The organism is Photobacterium alginatilyticum, from assembly GCF_009910675.1.
Lineage (GTDB): Bacteria > Pseudomonadota > Gammaproteobacteria > Enterobacterales > Vibrionaceae > Photobacterium > Photobacterium alginatilyticum.
The window spans coordinates 116,107-133,833 of sequence record NZ_RSEJ01000009.1; the positions used below are offsets into that span (position 1 = coordinate 116,107).

Below are 17,727 nucleotides of genomic sequence, written 5' to 3' on the forward strand. Positions count from 1 at the left end.
AGTGAGGCCAGCGGGCTCAGATTAAGGAAAATAACGGTAAGAATAGTAGCCCCACAGTAAGGTGGGGCGACATCTTTCCTGTCAGTGTCCTATTTCAGATACTTCACATGCGCTTCCATCTCCTCACCGATCTCCTTGCGCATATTCATTAACTTAATCGCGGAGTCACGCAGCATCTTATCTTCCTCGGTTTGAGGCACCCACTCAGGGACTGATGTCGGTTTACCATCTTCGTCTACGGCAACCATGATCACAATACAATGCGTCGTTAACCTTCTTTCCAGTGTTTTTGGATCACTCGCCTGTACATCAATAGCAATATGCATAGAAGAGCTACCGGTATAGATAACCTTTGCACTTACCTCAACCAGATTGCCAACATGAATCGGTGCCACGAAGCGGATACCACCAGCATAAGCCGTAATACAGTATTTCGCACTCCACCCAGCCGAGCATGCATAGGCCGCCAAATCAATCCACTTCATCACTGCCCCGCCGTGAACCTTACCGCCGAAATTCACATCTCCCGGCTCCGCAAGAAACCTCAACGTCACATCACGTTGTCCACCTTCCATATCCACTCTCCCTACAGCAACTTCACGGCTCATGCCTGATTGATCCTAGTATCACGATACACTAAGCGTTAAAAATACTTAACATAATCTAAACATTTATCAATCTCAGCCTTGTTGGGCAAGAACTTTCGAGCATCTTGTACCAGATAAGCTATGGAGCATAAAAAAAACGCCCTGTGAGCGGGGCGCTTTAAAGAATAGAAAGAATCATTATTCGGTATAGTTTGAAGAATGTTCCAGCTGGTGCTGTAACTCTTCTATACGTTTTTGTAAGCCGTCTTTCTCGGCAATCAATTTTGTTTGCTCTGTCGTCAGGGCTTCAAGTTTAGTAGCCACCTGCTCAGAGTCATTTTTTTGCAATTCCGACTCTTGCCTTGCTTGTGCAAGTTCAAGCTCTAAGTGCTTATTTGCTGTCTTCAACATTGAGTTATCCGACAGTTGTTGATCGTATCTCTCTGTATATTTTTCGCATTCAGCTTTAAGTGCCGATACCTGATCGTTACTTTTCTCAAGCTCAGATTTTAACTTTCGCTGAGCACGCTGCGCTGATAGTTTGGCTTTCCGGGCCCTTTCTGATTCAGATAATTGTGATGCTAACGTCTCCTCTTTCTCTGACAACCTATGGATTAATGAAGCATTCTCTCTTTTAAATTGCTTTTCCATTCGGGAGAATAACTTCTCCTGATTATCAACCCGCTCAGCCAGCTTAAGCTCAGCCGTTGATTTACCGCCCAGCAACACACACCAATTATCAAATGCCGTTTTGGATACGTGATCCATGACATCAAAGGGAAAGACCAAGCTATTGTCCATTGCGCTTACCGTTGTTGAAAGGTTGGCATCCATGTTTTCAAGCAACTGGTTTGTTTGAATAGTAGCCGTCTCAATTGAATATTGAGCCTGTGTGACTGCAAATGCTTCCAGCATTTTACCAGGCAACATAAACAACTGTATTGAATGATAAAAACTCTCTAGTGGCGTGTTCAATGATAAGGAATGGTAACGGTTATTTTGCGAGTTACAGTCCATTCATTCTCTCCCTGAATTTTGTTTTAAACATCTAAAATTTATAGACTATAAACATACACTACGCATATAAATTTTTGATGACGCTTCAGGAGGCAACCAACCTACCTCACTATCATCTGCCATCATCAAGGCAGCTTTTTAGCGCAATCGTCCCTATGGCTACTGATATACATGTACCTCCAATGATCATTATTAGTGCTTCCCAGAGAAAATACTCCATTACATACTGCCCGATAGATAGGTAATGTATTGCAACAACTCTGGCCAGGAAAAAACCAAGCACTGTAATAATCAATGAATTAACCATTAGACAAAGTAATATCTCATTATCGTTTAACCCAATCACAACAAATGATTTAAATTCAGATGCATTATTTATAACTTTATTTATGGCTATCCCCCAAGTGCACAATATAAATAGTAATATGACTAGAGCCTGACCCAATAGAGAGAGAGTATTGCTATATTCATAATATGCGGTTGAACCTGGTATATAATAACGGAAAATCAATAACAGCAAATAAAATATGCCAACAGATACTATCGAGAGCAAAGAAGAGCGCCAGTGATAAATTAGACAATTTTTCATCAATCTTAGCTGCAGGTTTAGACTCCCCATGGAAGCGCCTCAGAGACCTTGCTCCGCTGAATAGAGGCCAACGGCACATGCTCTACAATATTGCCATCATGTAAGTGTATGATGCGATCACAGCCAGAGGTCAACTCAGCGTCACATGTTGCGATCAGCACAGCACTTCCTGTTTCTTTTCCTATTTGATTGATTGAATCAATCAGACTCGCAGCATCACTACTCTCTAGGTCAGCGACTGGCTCATCCGCAATAACCGCAGCAGGCCGATTAATAAAGGCTCTGGCAACCACAACCCTTCGCTTCAGTTCCACAGGCAATTGATCGGGCTTAAATCTTTTGTACTTTTCCAGATTTAACTTCAATATCATGTCCGAAACACGCGTACGGCGAAGCTCATCAGGAACATGATTGAGAATCAGTGGAAATTCAATGTTTTCAAACACAGTATAGGCTGCAACCAAACTAAACCCGGGATAGATTAATCCTATTTTTTCACGACGAATATCGACAGAAAATTCAGGCGTTTTCGTAATTGCCTCACCATCTATAATCACTCGCCCTTTATAACTATTATCAAGCAGGCTGCAAATATTTAGCAACGAACTTTTTCCCGAGCCTGATGGGCCCAACAAAGCGACAGTCTCACCTCGGTTAATTATGCCGTGAACCCCCTTCAGGGCCTTATGAGCCTTCTGGCCTGATAACTGATAATTCTTTTGTATTCTCTGAAACTCAATCACAATCATTCCTCATAATAGAACTGAGTACAGAACACTAGTTTAACCTGCCCCCAGAAGGGGGCTCGGTTAAGTGCCAACCAACATTATTTTTATTCATTACAGAGTGATAGTAACAAGCTGCTTCGTTATTCCTGCAACTCTTCAGCTATATTCTTTAGGCCGTCTCCGTATATGCTGATAGATTACCAATTATATAGGTCTCGTAAACATCCATGCGATAAATGGTTATTGAGTAGGATAAAAGGAAGATACCACGATAAATGGGAATCAGAGTGCATATATCATATTGCTATTTCCCAGATTTACTCTGACAGCACTGAGAACCTAAAACCGCCAACCGCAAGCAGATGAAGCCACTTAAACGATATCAATATGAACGATACGCCATTCTTTGCAACCTTGCCTATCCGACAACCTGCGATCATACCCTGTATGGGTTCCCTTCGGAGGGGCGAAACTACATTTGCTTAAATAAGCCCTGGGCGTTTCGGCTCACCGCCAATTTCACATCGCCTGTCGACAAATGAACGTGCATTTTGCCAGTAAAATCTCGCTTTACACGTTCTATTGCGTCTACCCGTACAATCGTCGCTCTGTGGATTTGCCAAAAAAGATCTGGATCAAGTTGTTTAATGAGTTCTTTGAGCGGAGTACGAATGAGATACTCGCCATACCGTGTATAAACACTGACATACTTATCTTCAGCTTGTAGATAGTTCACATCATCAACAGGAACCAGACAAATATCATCCCCTTTACTGGCTTTAATCCACCGTAAATAACTGTTAGCCGGAGACTGAATTTTCGCAACCAGTCGCTCAATCGCTTCAACTGAATTTGAATCGGTCCGGTTTTGCTCCGCCCGTACGGAAAACAAATAAGATCTGATTCGTTCACAAGTCTTTAGCAGACGTTTTTCGGTAATTGGTTTGAGCAAGTAGTCAAAAGCATGTTCATCAAAGGCTTGAATGGCGTACTCGTCGTAGGCCGTAATGAAAATAATCAAAGGAATTGGATCGGTCCCGTTTAGTGCCTTGGCTACAGAGATACCATCAAGTCCCGGCATCCGAATATCTAAAAACACAACGTCCGGTCTTTTTTGCTTTATGCTCTCTAACGCTGACTTACCATCCGCTTCACTGGCGACAATATCAAGCTGGGGAAACGCCTCAGAAAGGGAACGATTTAAGTGGTGTCGCAGTAATGGTTCATCATCAGCAATGACAGCCGTGATCGTTTTCAAGTCTGTCATTATATGTATTCCCCCGGGATTAATTCGATTTTGGTTATTACTCCTCCCGTATCTGGTGACGTAACCGACAGAAAGGATTGATCCCCATACAAAGCAATCAACCGCTGGCGAATATTATCCAAACTCACTCCGTTTCCCTTATGCAAGGATTTACCATCAAGCCCTACACCGGTATCTTTAATTTCTACTCTTACTCTTCCATTTAGAGATGTCAGGTGAACCATAACCTCTCCCCCTTCCTTACAAGGTTCAATCCCGTGGTACACCGCATTTTCAACCAGCGGCTGCAACATGTGAGGCGGTATATTCCATCGTTTATTTACGCTTTTATCAACAATGAGCTGATAAGTTAACCGCTCCCCTAGGCGTATTGATTGAATCCCCAAATACGCATCAAGTAGATCGATTTCATCTTCCAGCATTATCGATTCTTGACGGCTTTTCTTTAAGCAGACCCTCAATAGATCCGTCAGGCGCTCAAGCAACATATTGGCTTTCTTTGCATCTGAATCGATCAAAACTTGCAGATTTGCTAACGTATTGAACAAAAAGTGAGGCTCAATTTGGCTTTGAAGAACTTGTAGCTGGCTAATAACCAGCGCTTTCTCATGCTCTACCTGAAGTAATTTGGCCTGTTTCAGCTCGGACTCGTATCTCAGTGCCTTTTCGCGATTATGGAAGAAATAATAGATTAGGGTTGAAAAAAACAGGGCTGCACTTAGCAAGCTAAAAAGTTGCCAGAGATCACTTTCGTACGGCGTCCAGGCCGACCAGAGCATGGCATGTAATGTTCCGAAAATAACAGTACCACTAACGACAACAAGAAAGTGAGCATAAGACTGCCACGACGGCCAATAATTTCTTAGAAGCAGACTGATTAAATTACAACCCCCACCATAACCAAGCACAATGATTAACTGGCGGCTAAACTCACCGCCTCGGGCAAGGTAGGTGACAAACGCAATACCAATACACAGTAATATACTGATATAGATGTCACTTATAGGGTTATTAAGCCTCATAGCACTCTATAGTACATTTCAAACATAATTGGCTATTAAACAGCATGTACATCAGGTGGCGTATTGGTTAAAAACCATTTTGCGACCTAGTAGACAATAATGTCAAAAGTCCCCAATAAAGTTACATCTCCCCCTGCTCTCTCTTCAATATTCAAAGCCCAAATTGGTGGTTTAGCTCAGGAAGGCTGGTTGATATAATTCACGTAATCTCATATCGAAAGCGTAGATAATTCAGCATGTCAGAACATCACTCTTATTTTAACGATCTCATCCATTCTCGGCGCTCTGTCAGAAAGTATGACCAGGACTCTGAGTTTGATCATGATGCCGTCGCTCGGTCACTTGAATTAGCCACACTCTCCCCAAACAGTTCTAACATGCAGTTATGGGAATTCCACCGTGTGATCAGTGATAATGAGCGCCATCAACTGGCCCATATCTGCATGGGACAAAACGCGGCCAAAACAGCGAATGAACTCGTTGCCTTTGTTATCACTCCCTATAAATGGGAATCTCGTGCAGAAATGAATGCGGCGCAAATCCGCCAAGCATTCGACGGACGCGAAGACGCAACAGCCAAACGAGCTTTAAAGTACTATGAGAAGCTCATCCCCTTTGTTTATCGCAACGACCAATTAGGCTTAATGGGTGTTGGCAGAAAGTTCCTTAGCTATTGCCTCGGCCTTAAAAAGCCTATGGTACGAGAAGTCAGCAAAAGCGATCTACGAGTCTGCCTCCACAAAAGCAGCTCTCTGGCAGCCATGACTTTCATGATGGCAATGCGGGCCGAAGGTTATGATACCTGCCCGATGGAAGGGTTTGACTCCAAGCGAGCCAAGAAACTTCTTGGTTTACCCAAAGAAGCTGAAATTACTATGATTGTCAGTTGCGGTAGACGGACAGAAGAAGGGATCTATAGCGAACGACATCGCGTACCTAATCAAGATATCATTATAAGTCATTAATTAACCAATTAACCTTCTTCACCATACCTTATCAAACACAATTGCGGTAAGGTGTGGGAACCACTACTCAAGAATAGATGATATGCCTTCACAGATTGAACAACTCATCAATGCAAAAAATGCCTGGATGGCTAGACACATAACCGAGGCAGAATTCCCAACGCCGTTAAGCAAGCAAGGGCTTGCTCTCTATCAGCAGCAACAACAGTCTAGCCAACAGATATCATCTATTCCCGATACCCCTGAACCGGCGCTCACCATCTACCCCGTTGACTGTCACCCACTGACAATTCGCTATGCGCTAATATTATCCAGTAAATGGCAAGATGAGGCCGAAAAAGAAGCTGTTGTCGAATTTTTGACCCAAATGATGTTTGATGATGAATCACCTGCGCAACTGTTTGTCGGATTCTATAAAGGCAAACCTGCGGCCTGCGGCCTGCTTTACCACACTAATTATGACCTGTCGCTGGTATCAGATATATACGCACTGCCGCTTGCCAATCAGCAAGCTTTAATTGAAGAAATGGAAAACCGCTTACTTGCGAAAGCCGGCTCTGATAATAATCGCACACTAGTCATTAGCAGAAGCTCGCTTTAGGTTATACGAACACCTAAGATCAATATCACCTTCATTCTTCAGGAAAATACCAGAAAACGATATATTTTCTTTGGGTATTTTCCAGAGGTTGATTGCTCTCTCCATTGCTTTTTTAGCATGTTTTCCGTCACATTCCTTCAATGAACTTTGACGCTCCATATTTCGCTTACCATAATGGATCATAGATGTTGCGAAATAGGTAAGAATATGAAAGGAATCATCTTTACTGAGTTTTTAGACATTATCGAAGAGAGTTTTGGACTCGAGGTTTGTCAACAGATGCTTGATGAAGCCGCCGATACTGGAAGTTATACTGCCGTCGGTAGCTATGACCACCGGGCGCTTGTAAAACTCATTACTACATTAAGTAAGCTTACGGGCGTTAAAGCAGAGTCCCTCCAGGAAGTGTACGGCGAGGCCGTTTTCGTTCGCTTGCTGGAAACTCTGCCAGCAATGGCAGATCGCCAACAAGATACATTTAGTTTCATCAGAAAAGTCGAAGATCATATCCATACAGAAGTCAAAAAGCTCTACCCGGATGCTACTCCGCCCCAGTTTGAATTTATATCAGAAACTGAAAGCCACATGGTCATGGACTATAAATCCGCACGATGCATGTCACATGTCTGTCTGGGACTTATCAAAGGCTGTGCAAAGCATTTTGACCAGACCGTTTACATCATGATGGAGCCACTGAATAAAAAAGAAAGTCACGTCCGGTTCAACCTTGAGTTAATTGTGGAGTGAACATGGATCACAGCCAGCATATTGCGTTACTGCATAAAAAGCTTCAACGCGAAAAGCTCGCTCGCAAGGAGGCAGAAAAACTACTGGAGGTTAAAAGTCATGAGCTTTACTCTGCCAAAAAGCTCATTGAACAGTCTGTTGAAAAACTAAAGGCGAAAGCTGAAGTTGACTCAGAGCTGCTAGCCTATCAGGCGAAAATGGAAACCATGCTTTTGGAGTATGGTCGCCTGTTCCTCATTCAGTCTCCCAGCAAAACCATTATTCAGAAACTGGCAGATAGTTTAGTCGATAGCCTCTCGGTAACTGCCTGCCATATTGAAGTTAGTTGTGAACCCGATATAGGAATAAACGACAGCTTTATCTCAGGCCGACGTCAGGTGTGGCAGCCTCCCGCTTTATTAAAAAACACTAACACGTATTGGGATAGCACGGAGGGCATTCTATGGATATCAATGAGTACTCCCCCGGCAATTGATGGCTTTTTTGCTATTCGAATTCGGGCAACAGGTGTTTGGCTTCAGACGCTTAAGAAGCACATGGCCTTATTTAGTGAAATGCTCCGCTCATCGATAGGTCGACAGCTAAACTACGAAGAAGCTATTTCGGCTAGACAGCGAGCAGAAGCCTCTGAACAAGCCACACGTGACTTTCTGGCGATGATAAATCATGAACTCAGAACGCCGCTGAATGGCGTCTTGGGCTCAGCAGAGCTGTTAGAAGATACCGAGCTCACTAAACACCAGCATAAGCTCTTAAACACCCTGAACCATTCTGGTGAACTCTTACGGGCTATCATTAACGACTTATTGGATTACAGCAAGATCAATGCCGGAATGCTGGAGTTATCAGAAAAACCCTTTAACTGTCATAACATGACAAAAAAGATCGATGATATTTTCCAACTTCGCGCATCAGAAAAACAGCTCCAACTATCGGTAACATGTAGCCGCTCAGTACCAAGCTCACTCATTGGTGATGAGGACAGAATCAAACAGATCTGCGTGAACCTAATTGGTAATGCCATCAAGTTTACATCTCAGGGGCATGTCACTGCTCTCGTTGACTGGCAGGCAGAGCACTTAGTCCTTACTGTTACCGATACTGGCTGCGGTATCTCTCCTGAACAACAACATAAGCTATTTAAACCTTTTAGTCAGGTCGATATCTCCAGCAAACGTACCCATGAAGGGACAGGACTAGGACTCGCTATCTGCAAGAAACTTGCCGTTCAAATGCAAGGCAAGATAACTGTCGATAGTCAAGCCGGAAAAGGGGCAACCTTCACCGTCGCTCTCCCCTTATCTATCCATCATTCACCGATGGAGCAAGCCCCGACAAACAGCAAAGAACACAGGCAAATTGATGAGCTTAAAGTGCTGGTGGTTGAAGACCTCAAAACCAACCAGATGTTAATCAAGCTGATGTTAAGCAAACTCGGCCTTGTTCCAACAGTCGTTGATAATGGCCAGCAAGCGCTCGATATTTTAAGTGACCATTCTTTTGATGTGATTTTGATGGATTGCAGAATGCCGATTATGGATGGGTACTGCGCAACCAAGAAGCTGCGCGAGCATGGTTACCGGAAGCCAATACTTGCTTTAACTGCCGGGACGACAACAGCCGAACGCCAAGAGTGCATTGATGCCGGCATGGACGATATCCTCTGCAAGCCATACCAATCCAAAGAGCTAAAAGAAATGCTTGAAAGGTGGGGAGCGCACTAGCTCTCCACCTTTTCGTCTATACCTCAACGTGACACGGTCACCAAAGCGTTGGCTAAATAATCTAGCTGCTGTTCCTGCATACCGGCAACATTGATTCGCCCGTCACCAACAGCATAAATTGCAAACTCATCGCGTAAGCGACCAACTTGTTCAGGGCTCAAGCCTGTCACTGAGAACATTCCCTTATGCTGTTCTATAAAGTCGAATTCATCTGAACCTTGTGCTCGTACCGCCTTTGTCAGGCCGGCGCGCAGGCTCAACAATCTACCCAGCATTTCATTCAGCTCTTGCTTCCACACTTGAGTTAGGGCTGGATCGCTCAGAATTGTCGCAACAAGTGCAGCACCATGATCAGGTGGCATGGTATATGTAGAACGTGCAAGGTTCAAAATTCGTCCTTTGGCATTTTGGGCTACCTTCAGGCTATCGCTAATCACGATCGCGGCACCAGTTCGCTCCCGATATAAGCCAAAATTCTTAGAACAAGATGTAGCGATAATCATTTCTTCAGTATTGTCTGCCATGTGTTTTAAGCCAGCTGCATCTTGCTCCAATCCATCACCAAACCCCAAGTAGGCAATATCGACAAAAGGCATAAAACCATTCTTGTTGGCGAGTTCCGTAATCGCCTGCCAGTCAGAGAAGGAAATATCAGCGCCTGTCGGGTTATGGCAGCATCCATGAAGCAATACCACATCCTTGGGGCCGGCCTTCGCTAACTCGGCCAGCATCGCTTGGCTATCAACTAACTTCGTTGTCGGGTTAAAGTACGGGTAATAACGTACTTTAAGCCCTGCCGCCTCCATAACAGGCTTGTGGTTAACGTAACTAGGGTTGGAAATCCATACCGTTGTATCAGGTTGGGCTATACACATTAGGTCTGCCAACATTCTCAGTGCCCCGCTGGCACCTGGTGTTTGGATAGCCGCTGCGCGGGTATATGCTGATGTGTCTGCCAGCAACAGATCCATCATCGACTGGTTAAATACCTCATTCCCGGCAAGACCGACATAGCCTTTAGTTGTTTGCGTCTCCAATACATGCTGCTGAGCCTGCTGAACCGCCTGCATAATTGGCGTTTCACCTTGGCTATTCCGGTACACCCCAATACCTAAATCCATCTTGTTTTCACGCTCGTCTTCTCGATAAGCAATTGAAAGCGATAGAATAGGGTCAAGTTGTGCTTCAGTAAGCTGCTTAAACATCGGATAAATTCCATTTAGTGGCTGTTCATAGAATCAACCTATCACTTAGCTTACGAAAGGTCACTATGAAATCATTAAAAATATCAATGTTGTTCTATCCCTTTTTTGGCAAAACTGTGACCCTTAGCGGGCTCTGTTTTTGATCTTAAATAACATTCAACTAACTTAGCTTGCAGTCAACGGAGCAGGACCTAAATTTATAAGTGTAACTTTCGTTTTTTATCGTAGGAACAATATGAAATTGGGTGGAGGTTGTTATGAAGAATAGTGTTGATGTGCGTACCCTGCTTAGTGTGTACGAAAAGATCAAAACTCAGGGAACAGCGACAGATACTGGCATCCAGCTTGGTGGAGTCACCTGTACTGAGAACCCGGATGGGTATTATGTCAATCTATCTGATAGCAATGTCAGTCTTGATATTAACTTCCATAATACTTATCACTTCCATACCGCGAATGAAGATCCTGATACAGTCATTAACCAAACAACCACTGAGTTTCATAATAACAACGAAGCCCAAATCCAGGCATTCATTCATAAGCTAGTGGAGTTAGACAAAAGGTATTAGCCTTACGAAAACCTCCCAATAATAAGCGGCAGGCATGATTTTGAGTATTCACATAATCATTACTCAGCATCAGCCTGCCCAACACCTTGAATTGCCACCAATTACTTTCTTTATTTGACACTTTCCTGACAAAGCCAGCTAGCAAAATCAATAGGCTAGATTCGTTTCCAACAACAACAAATAAGCAATTACACGCCGTTCAGTTTGCATTCATACAGACTGGGATATGGTCGAAATATAAAATTACGACCCGCTTAAACGGCATGTATTAATAACGTTTCTGTCTTACCAGGGAGAGAACCAAGATGCACACTCCACAACTCAGTACTAAAGAGATTGATAATGCGATTGCTGCCCTAGGTGAATGTTATAGGCGTCTAAACGCAGCCGAGATGACAGCCAAGGAATTGTCGCAGGACGGCTTCACTCTAATGTTCAAGTCAGCTTATGAGGATCTCTCGAAGCGCCATTAGGGTATAGGCATAGACAAAAAAGCTCAGGTCTTAGCCTGAGCTTTTAAATATGTATTGAAATTAGCAATCCCAATCGCGGTTTTGTAGTACCACGCGGTATCCATCCACATCTTCGAATGTTTTACCGACATTCTCCCAATAAGGGTTCGTCGAATCTACCACACTAAACCCCGCATCAATCATATTACGGCAGGTTCGTTCCCACACGCGGCTGCAGTCAATAAAGAAAACTAGCAGGTGCTCTTGTGAGGGCGCTTTCCCGACGGTAGCGCCTTGCTGATGAATAAACTCCAAATGATAGGCATGTTGTTGGTGACCTAGCACTACACCATCAAAGCCATCATGATCTTTAAACTGTTTAAGCATCTCAAAGCCGAGCGCCTTGCTATACATGACAGCAATTTGCTCTAAATTATCGGTAGGTCTGACAACACGGAGTGTCGCGTCTCTTGGTATCATGGCCGTATCATCCTTTGATTCTAATTTGTTTCTATCGCGTTATAGTCCGGTATTATTTTTTCTATATAAAATGAATCACCACACTAACTAGCAATATCGTTATTTTTCACCCCTCAATACTCAAGGGGTTGAATATACCTATACTGTTACAGCTATTCTCCATACCGTCAAGCCATTAGATAAATTAATCAAATGCTAGAGCTCAGCTTTGCTGAACATCGCACATTTTCTGCCCTGGATCACACTAAGATGGAAAAAGAAAAAAGTGGCACCAGGCCACTTTTTAAACAACATTTATTGTTTCAACTCTCCTGTGGAAAGCAGCGACAAATTATCGGGAGTAAATTTCTGGTAACAGATCTGTGAACGTTCTGGTGGATAAATAAACTTGGTTACTTTAACCACGTATTTGGCAATAATGCTTCCGGTTAAATCTTTCTCATCATACCAAAAGGTATCAATATCTGTTTCCTTGCCGATATCCCACTTCATGTCTGTGCGTATGAAACTATGACTACTGGGTATCTCTAGTAACTCTTTGTACATAGTGATGCTCCAACTTTCAAAATCCTGACGCTATATTTCCATAACATTAAAAGGGATATAGTTAGTCCAGTCACAGTTCAAAAAACAACCAACATATCAATTCACTTTCATCGCTTTTCATAAAGCATGGTTAAACTAGTTCATTTACGGCACAACATTAACAAGCGGTGGGTTCAGCGATTTACAATAGATAAGCTCACGCTTCTTCGACTCACCACGTAGCTCACAACGGCGCTTATCCCATAAAAAACCCTCTGGTATGTGTTTTTTATCGATAACTATAAATACATCTGACTTAGCATTTTTCATCAACTCTGTAATTGGCTCACTCACCGCTTTAGCCTGACCATTGGAATAGAACTGGGCAGAAAAAGGCCTGTGGTTGATATATAGCAACTCGCTCTCGCTCGTTTCGGCTTGTGAGGACCATTGAGCCATCAAGTGTTTTTCAGCTTCTTTTCCGATTAGGTTGAATTTGAGCAATAGAGCAACGATGACAATTAACACAGGAGTGATCAGCCCCAGCTTAAACACGCGTTCAGATAAAGGTTGTTGATAATGGTAAGCCGTAATGAGTAAAGCCAACGCGGGTAAACCGGGAAGTACATAGCTAGGCAGAATATTGCCAGCAAACGTAAACAAAAGTAATGGCGATACCATCCAGCACCAGAGAAACCCTAGGTAGCCCGATTCAGACTGAACACCTTCTTGTCCGTTTCTAAAAAATCGCGAAACCTGATAGATCAATACCGGAGACCAAGGTAACGCAGCCAATACCCAATATACCCAAATGGTACCTCTTAACTCTTTATGGGCCGAACCATAGAGATCTCCCTCCCAGCCGCTAACAACAAATCGCTTAATATGCTCGCCGATGATGAAGTAATTCAAAAACCCCGGGGTTTTCCATTCTGCCAGCAAGTACCAAGGCAATGATATGAGTAAAAATAAAACCACTCCTCCCTTCCATGGCAGACAAGTGGGTATTTTCTGCCAGCGTTTATCCTGAGCCAGCCATAACACCAAACTAATTCCGACCAGTACTAACGTCAATGGTCCTTTCGCCAACATACCAATAGCGAGGCCGACAAAGAACAAGTAGCCCCACCCGCGCGATTTTTGCTGCCACGATAGCCAAAAGCTCACCATACTTAAGGTAATGGCCAGGGTTAACGCCATATCGGTCATAACTGCACCCGCAATAACACTGAATGCAGCTGTAGTTGCCAAAACTGCAACAGCCAGCCAGGCAGTATTGCGATTACCTTTTCCTCTGGCAGCCATTAGCCACACCAGGCCTAACACTATACAGCCAACGATGAGGTGTGGGACTCTAGCCGCGAATTCGGATACACCCAAGAACTCAAATCCCGTCGCACTTAGCCATGAAAACAGAGGAGGTTTACCCCAAAATGGAACATCATAGTCAAACATCGGCGTGATCCAGTTACCGGTCTCGAACATAATTCGAGCCATCTCGCCATAACGCGCCTCTGTTGTATCCATTAATGGATAAATACCAAGTGTTAACAACCGAACAGCCATTGCGAACACAGCTAATGCAATTGCAAATTGAGTGAGTGAAAGTTTCTTTAGTGAATGAATCATGCTTCTACTTCTTTATTCATTTTAACTGCTTCTCGTACGTTGTTATCCATAACAACAAATAAAGGTCGCTGCTTTGCTTCAATAAATAATCGCCCGACATACTCTCCCATCAAGCCGATGGAAAGCAGTTGGATTCCGCCGAGAAGCAAGACAACCATGATTGTTGACGGATAGCCTGCTACTGGATCTCCCCAAATCATGGTTTTGGTAAAAACAACAGCTGCCATTGCAATTGCTGCCACCGAGGTAATCAAGCCGGCACCAGTTGCCAATCGCAACGGACGAGTACTGAACGATGTGATCCCCTCAAATGCCAGGTGGACAAGCTTGGTGTAGTTCCACTTAGTTTCACCCGCGAGCCTTGGGTCTCGATCGAACATCATGGTTGTACGACGAAAACCGGGCCAGGCGAATAACCCTTTCATAAAACGGGTTCTCTCTGGCAGCTTATTGATTTCATCGACAACTCGGCGGTCAATTAACCTAAAGTCACCCACATTTTCAGGTATAGGCATTTCTGTGAGCTGATTGATGAGTTTGTAAAACATTGACGCGGTAAAGCGCTTAAGCCAGCTCTCGCCATAACGTTGATTTCTCTTCATATCGACAACATCAAATCCCCGTTGCCACTGTTCAACCATTTCGGGAATCAACTCGGGGGGATCTTGTAGATCAGCATCGATCAAAATAACCGCCTTCCCTGATGCTGATTGCAAACCCGCCGTCATGGCCGCTTCTTTGCCAAAGTTACGGCTGAGCCTAACCGTTCTCACCCAATGATTCGAACTTGTCATCCGACTGACCAAGTCCCAACTACGATCAGTGCTACCATCATCGACATAGATGATTTCACATTTTTTCTCTAAAAGATCTAAAGCATTACAGAGACGCTCGTGGCAATCTTCAAGCACTGCTTCTTCGTTATACATAGGTACGATCACCGAAACAAAGAGCTCCCCATCCCGGTTATAGCGTTGCTCTCGGTGCTGAGAAAGCAAAGTAATAGATGACATAATTAACCTCAGTTCGTAACCTGTCTGTTAATATGTATTTTATCGTTTACTATGTCGTAAAAAGGTCATCGACATTTTTTTCACGTTTATATATGCCATCATAGAGAAGCTGTTTCTTACCTACGGACAACCTTCATGAAGTTACTATTAGTTGAAGATCATCAAGACATTGCCGGGATCATTTTTGACTTTTTTGAAATCAAGGGATACACACTGGATTACGCCAGCAATGGCCGGCAGGGATATGATTTGGGATGCGAGAATCACTACGATCTGATTATTCTTGATGTCATGCTTCCTCGCATGGATGGCTATACGGTATGCAAAAAGTTGAGAGAACATGGGGTCGATACCCCAATCCTAATGCTTACAGCTCGAGATACGCGGGAAGACACCCTGGAAGGTTTTTCTCAGGGAGCTGATGACTACCTGGTCAAACCGTTTGATCTTGAAATCCTTGAAGCCCGTATCAAGGCCTTGACTCGCCGCCGAACCGGAGAGACAGCAACCACGACACTGACTTTCGGCCAGCTTGAATTAGATCTTGGTAGTCATACTGTTCACCGGAGCAACTGCAGCTTTTCTCTAAACCCAACGTTATTCACCATTTTAAAGCTGCTCATGGTGCGGGCTCCAAAATTGGTTACCAAAGAAGAAATCATTTCGACCCTATGGGGAGACGACGAACCTGAAGGGAATGTATTAAGAAGCCACATTTATCAGCTTAGAAACCAGATAGACAAGCCTTTTAAACATAGCTATATCAAAACAGTGCCCAAAGTTGGCTACCAGCTGATTCCAGAGGAAAACCAGTGACTGCAAACAAACAGGTTAAAAGTGCAAAGCAGCTGACCTTCACCTACTTTTCGATTGTTGCCTTTGCCATCATCAGTATCCACTTCGTCTTACTTGAGACAACTCTTGAAGACTTCGAACTGATTAATGCCAATAATAGATTGCAGCATGCAAAAGAAGTGGCCAAGGAAGTACTCAGCGAGAACGATGCCCAGACAATCTCGATTCCTCCCTTCAGCCATGCCTATATTGGGAGAGAGCTCCTGCCGTCACACCTCATCATTCCAGACTCCCTGCCTGACGATGAAGCCGTTGAACTCAAAAGAGTCAGCTCGGATGATACCGAGTACTTTATCATGCGCAGTAACTTGATGATTAAAGGTAAACAGCTGAGCGTTTATTTCCTGTATTACGATGACATCTACGAATTAAGCGAGGAGCAGATATTCTGGAATCAGGCCAAACAGCTTTCCATCACTCTAGTCTTAATCTTAATTAGCCTCTTTGTCATTTTAAGCATTTCCCGAAGGCTGACCGCCCCTTTGTCAGAGCTAACCAATGACCTAGAGGCCCGTTCTGTCACAGATTTATCCCCTATTCAGCCGCCCAGAGGTGTGGTTTCAAAGGAGCTTTTGCAGCTTGTCACCAGCTTTAACCTCTATTCCGAACGGATCCATCAGCTACTGGAGCGAGAGCGTTCTTTCAATCGCTATGCCAGTCATGAACTACGTACTCCTTTGATGGTTATGAAGGGAGCAATCTCTCTGCTTGGGCAGTCGAACGATCCCGCGTTTATAGAAAAACAGCGCATACGCCTACTCCATGCTAGTAATGAGATGAACGACTTCGTCACTACCTTGCTCTCGCTAACTCGAGAAGAAAACCTGACCAAGCTCAGTCCGCGAGCCTTAGGCCATGATGAACTCAGCAGCATTGCCACCGAACATGAGCACTTGCTGGCAAACAAACCCGTTGAATGGCGTGTGACCATGAATGGTGAGACGACTGTCAAAGCGCCTGAGACCACAATGAAAATACTCATTGGCAACCTCATTAAAAATGCTTTTGCCTGCACAGAAGAAGGGACCGTTACGCTAGAGACCTCCCCTGATAGCATCAAGGTGATTGACAGCGGGATCGGGTTAGGGGGCAAACCTCGTGGCGTCGAAGGCTTTGGCCTTGGTTTGCTTATTGCCGGTGACATTTGCCGTAAATACGGCTGGCAACTGAAGCATTACAATAACGACTCGCAAGGCTGTACTGCTGAAATCATCCTAACGTCGGGCGATATACCCAGCGAGCCGCAAGGCTAAAATTGGCAGCCATACCTAATAAAATACCGGGGATCATCGCAGCCAGTGGCCAGAAATAAAGCCCGTTTTCACCCACCAGTTGCGTGATCCATACATCATCTACCCACCTGATCAGCACCCAGTAGCAACCCCAGTTTGGAATAAAACCTACACATGCGGTTAAGAGAGACTTGAACCATTGTCGCAGTGGTGCACTTTTTTCGGCACCTTTAAAAGTAAACTGACGATTACACCACCACGTAAACGATGCCGCGGCCCAAAATGCTGCCGCCCTTGCCGGTATTACCGGCAGCACTTCAGACAATAATGTCATTGTCGATACATCCACAACGAAGCCAAGCCCTCCTGACACCGCGAATTTTAGTATTTTTTTATCCATTAAATCATATACACATCTATAACCTTGTCTGGCATACAAAGACTAGCCGTACACAAGTCAAAAAAAGGTAAAACTGACTCATTGCTACATTCCTATATAACAACGTCACCAAAGAGCAAA

At 44.1% G+C, this 17,727-nt stretch carries 19 protein-coding genes and 1 pseudogene; 9 read left to right on the forward strand and 11 right to left on the reverse strand.

What is annotated here, in order from left to right:
• Nucleotides 1–89: 89 nt before the first annotated feature.
• From EIZ48_RS10610 to EIZ48_RS10620, 3 genes are all read right to left on the reverse strand, one after another.
• The gene (locus EIZ48_RS10610) at nt 90–575 is read right to left on the reverse strand and encodes an acyl-CoA thioesterase (RefSeq protein WP_160650986.1); all 486 of its coding nucleotides are present in this window, start codon (nt 573–575) and stop codon (nt 90–92) included.
• A 210-nt stretch (nt 576–785) separates the two neighbouring features.
• Nucleotides 786–1,604 carry a hypothetical protein gene (locus EIZ48_RS10615; protein ID WP_160650783.1) on the reverse strand — a complete coding sequence of 273 codons (819 nt, stop codon included), beginning with the start codon at nt 1,602–1,604 and terminating at the stop codon, nt 786–788.
• Nucleotides 1,605–2,210: 606 nt separating this feature from the next.
• Nucleotides 2,211–2,936 (reverse strand): ATP-binding cassette domain-containing protein, encoded by a 726-nt coding sequence (locus EIZ48_RS10620; protein ID WP_160650786.1) that lies wholly within the window; start codon nt 2,934–2,936, stop codon nt 2,211–2,213.
• A 347-nt stretch (nt 2,937–3,283) separates the two neighbouring features.
• Here EIZ48_RS10620 and EIZ48_RS30685 point away from each other — a divergent pair.
• A pseudogene (locus tag EIZ48_RS30685) lies at nt 3,284–3,400 on the forward strand (lipase family protein); the annotation flags it as partial.
• Here EIZ48_RS30685 and EIZ48_RS10630 read toward each other — a convergent pair.
• Together EIZ48_RS10630 and EIZ48_RS10635 are read right to left on the reverse strand one after the other, a co-directional pair.
• Nucleotides 3,394–4,188 carry a LytR/AlgR family response regulator transcription factor gene (locus EIZ48_RS10630; protein ID WP_192928533.1) on the reverse strand — a complete coding sequence of 265 codons (795 nt, stop codon included), beginning with the start codon at nt 4,186–4,188 and terminating at the stop codon, nt 3,394–3,396. The pseudogene EIZ48_RS30685 and the gene EIZ48_RS10630 sit on opposite strands and share 7 nt — an antisense overlap.
• A complete protein-coding gene (locus tag EIZ48_RS10635; protein ID WP_160650792.1) occupies nt 4,188–5,210 on the reverse strand; it encodes a sensor histidine kinase in 1,023 nt (340 codons plus the stop codon). Before EIZ48_RS10635 ends, EIZ48_RS10630 begins: the two co-directional genes overlap by 1 nt.
• Nucleotides 5,211–5,446: 236 nt before the next feature.
• On the opposite strand from EIZ48_RS10635, the gene EIZ48_RS10640 reads away from it, so the two are divergent.
• The 4 genes from EIZ48_RS10640 (at nt 5,447) to EIZ48_RS10655 (ending at nt 9,247) form a co-directional block, all read left to right on the forward strand.
• Nucleotides 5,447–6,175 (forward strand): nitroreductase family protein, encoded by a 729-nt coding sequence (locus EIZ48_RS10640; protein ID WP_160650794.1) that lies wholly within the window; start codon nt 5,447–5,449, stop codon nt 6,173–6,175.
• Nucleotides 6,176–6,257: 82 nt separating this feature from the next.
• The gene (locus EIZ48_RS10645) at nt 6,258–6,776 is read left to right on the forward strand and encodes a hypothetical protein (protein ID WP_160650796.1); all 519 of its coding nucleotides are present in this window, start codon (nt 6,258–6,260) and stop codon (nt 6,774–6,776) included.
• A 207-nt stretch (nt 6,777–6,983) separates the two neighbouring features.
• Complete coding sequence (locus tag EIZ48_RS10650; RefSeq protein ID WP_160650797.1) at nt 6,984–7,523, forward strand: heme NO-binding domain-containing protein; 540 nt, start codon at nt 6,984–6,986, stop codon at nt 7,521–7,523.
• Between the two features lie 2 nt (nt 7,524–7,525).
• Entirely contained in the window at nt 7,526–9,247 is a 1,722-nt protein-coding gene (locus EIZ48_RS10655; RefSeq protein WP_160650799.1) for an ATP-binding protein, read from the forward strand.
• 23 nt (nt 9,248–9,270) lie between these two features.
• On the opposite strand, the gene EIZ48_RS10660 is transcribed toward EIZ48_RS10655, so the two are convergent.
• Complete coding sequence (locus EIZ48_RS10660) at nt 9,271–10,452, reverse strand: amino acid aminotransferase (RefSeq protein ID WP_160650801.1); 1,182 nt, start codon at nt 10,450–10,452, stop codon at nt 9,271–9,273.
• A gap of 257 nt (nt 10,453–10,709) precedes the next feature.
• Here EIZ48_RS10660 and EIZ48_RS10665 point away from each other — a divergent pair, with 257 nt between their 5' ends.
• Both EIZ48_RS10665 and EIZ48_RS29065 read left to right on the forward strand, forming a co-directional pair.
• On the forward strand, nt 10,710–11,021 hold the full coding sequence (locus EIZ48_RS10665) for a DUF3081 family protein (protein ID WP_160650803.1): 312 nt from the start codon (nt 10,710–10,712) through the stop codon (nt 11,019–11,021).
• Nucleotides 11,022–11,326: 305 nt separating this feature from the next.
• Nucleotides 11,327–11,494 carry a hypothetical protein gene (locus EIZ48_RS29065; protein WP_175577486.1) on the forward strand — a complete coding sequence of 56 codons (168 nt, stop codon included), beginning with the start codon at nt 11,327–11,329 and terminating at the stop codon, nt 11,492–11,494.
• Nucleotides 11,495–11,554: 60 nt separating this feature from the next.
• Here EIZ48_RS29065 and EIZ48_RS10670 read toward each other — a convergent pair whose 3' ends face one another.
• The 4 genes from EIZ48_RS10670 to EIZ48_RS10685 all read right to left on the reverse strand — a co-directional run bounded on the left by EIZ48_RS10670 (nt 11,555) and on the right by EIZ48_RS10685 (nt 15,120).
• Entirely contained in the window at nt 11,555–11,953 is a 399-nt protein-coding gene (locus EIZ48_RS10670) for a VOC family protein (protein WP_160650805.1), read from the reverse strand.
• A gap of 294 nt (nt 11,954–12,247) precedes the next feature.
• On the reverse strand, nt 12,248–12,499 hold the full coding sequence (locus EIZ48_RS10675) for a hypothetical protein (protein ID WP_160650807.1): 252 nt from the start codon (nt 12,497–12,499) through the stop codon (nt 12,248–12,250).
• Between the two features lie 144 nt (nt 12,500–12,643).
• Nucleotides 12,644–14,107, reverse strand: coding sequence for an ArnT family glycosyltransferase (locus EIZ48_RS10680; RefSeq protein WP_160650809.1), 1,464 nt, complete (start codon nt 14,105–14,107; stop codon nt 12,644–12,646).
• On the reverse strand, nt 14,104–15,120 hold the full coding sequence (locus EIZ48_RS10685; RefSeq protein WP_160650811.1) for a glycosyltransferase family 2 protein: 1,017 nt from the start codon (nt 15,118–15,120) through the stop codon (nt 14,104–14,106). The genes EIZ48_RS10680 and EIZ48_RS10685 overlap by 4 nt, the downstream gene beginning before the upstream one ends.
• A 135-nt stretch (nt 15,121–15,255) precedes the next feature.
• Between EIZ48_RS10685 and EIZ48_RS10690 the strand changes: the two genes are divergently transcribed.
• The gene (locus EIZ48_RS10690; RefSeq protein WP_160650813.1) at nt 15,256–15,936 is read left to right on the forward strand and encodes a response regulator transcription factor; all 681 of its coding nucleotides are present in this window, start codon (nt 15,256–15,258) and stop codon (nt 15,934–15,936) included.
• Complete coding sequence (locus EIZ48_RS10695) at nt 15,933–17,228, forward strand: histidine kinase dimerization/phospho-acceptor domain-containing protein (RefSeq protein WP_160650815.1); 1,296 nt, start codon at nt 15,933–15,935, stop codon at nt 17,226–17,228. Before EIZ48_RS10690 ends, EIZ48_RS10695 begins: the two co-directional genes overlap by 4 nt.
• On the opposite strand, the gene EIZ48_RS10700 is transcribed toward EIZ48_RS10695, so the two are convergent.
• Nucleotides 17,185–17,607 (reverse strand): GtrA family protein, encoded by a 423-nt coding sequence (locus tag EIZ48_RS10700; protein ID WP_160650818.1) that lies wholly within the window; start codon nt 17,605–17,607, stop codon nt 17,185–17,187. The two genes, EIZ48_RS10695 and EIZ48_RS10700, sit on opposite strands and share 44 nt — an antisense overlap.
• Nucleotides 17,608–17,727: the final 120 nt, after the last annotated feature.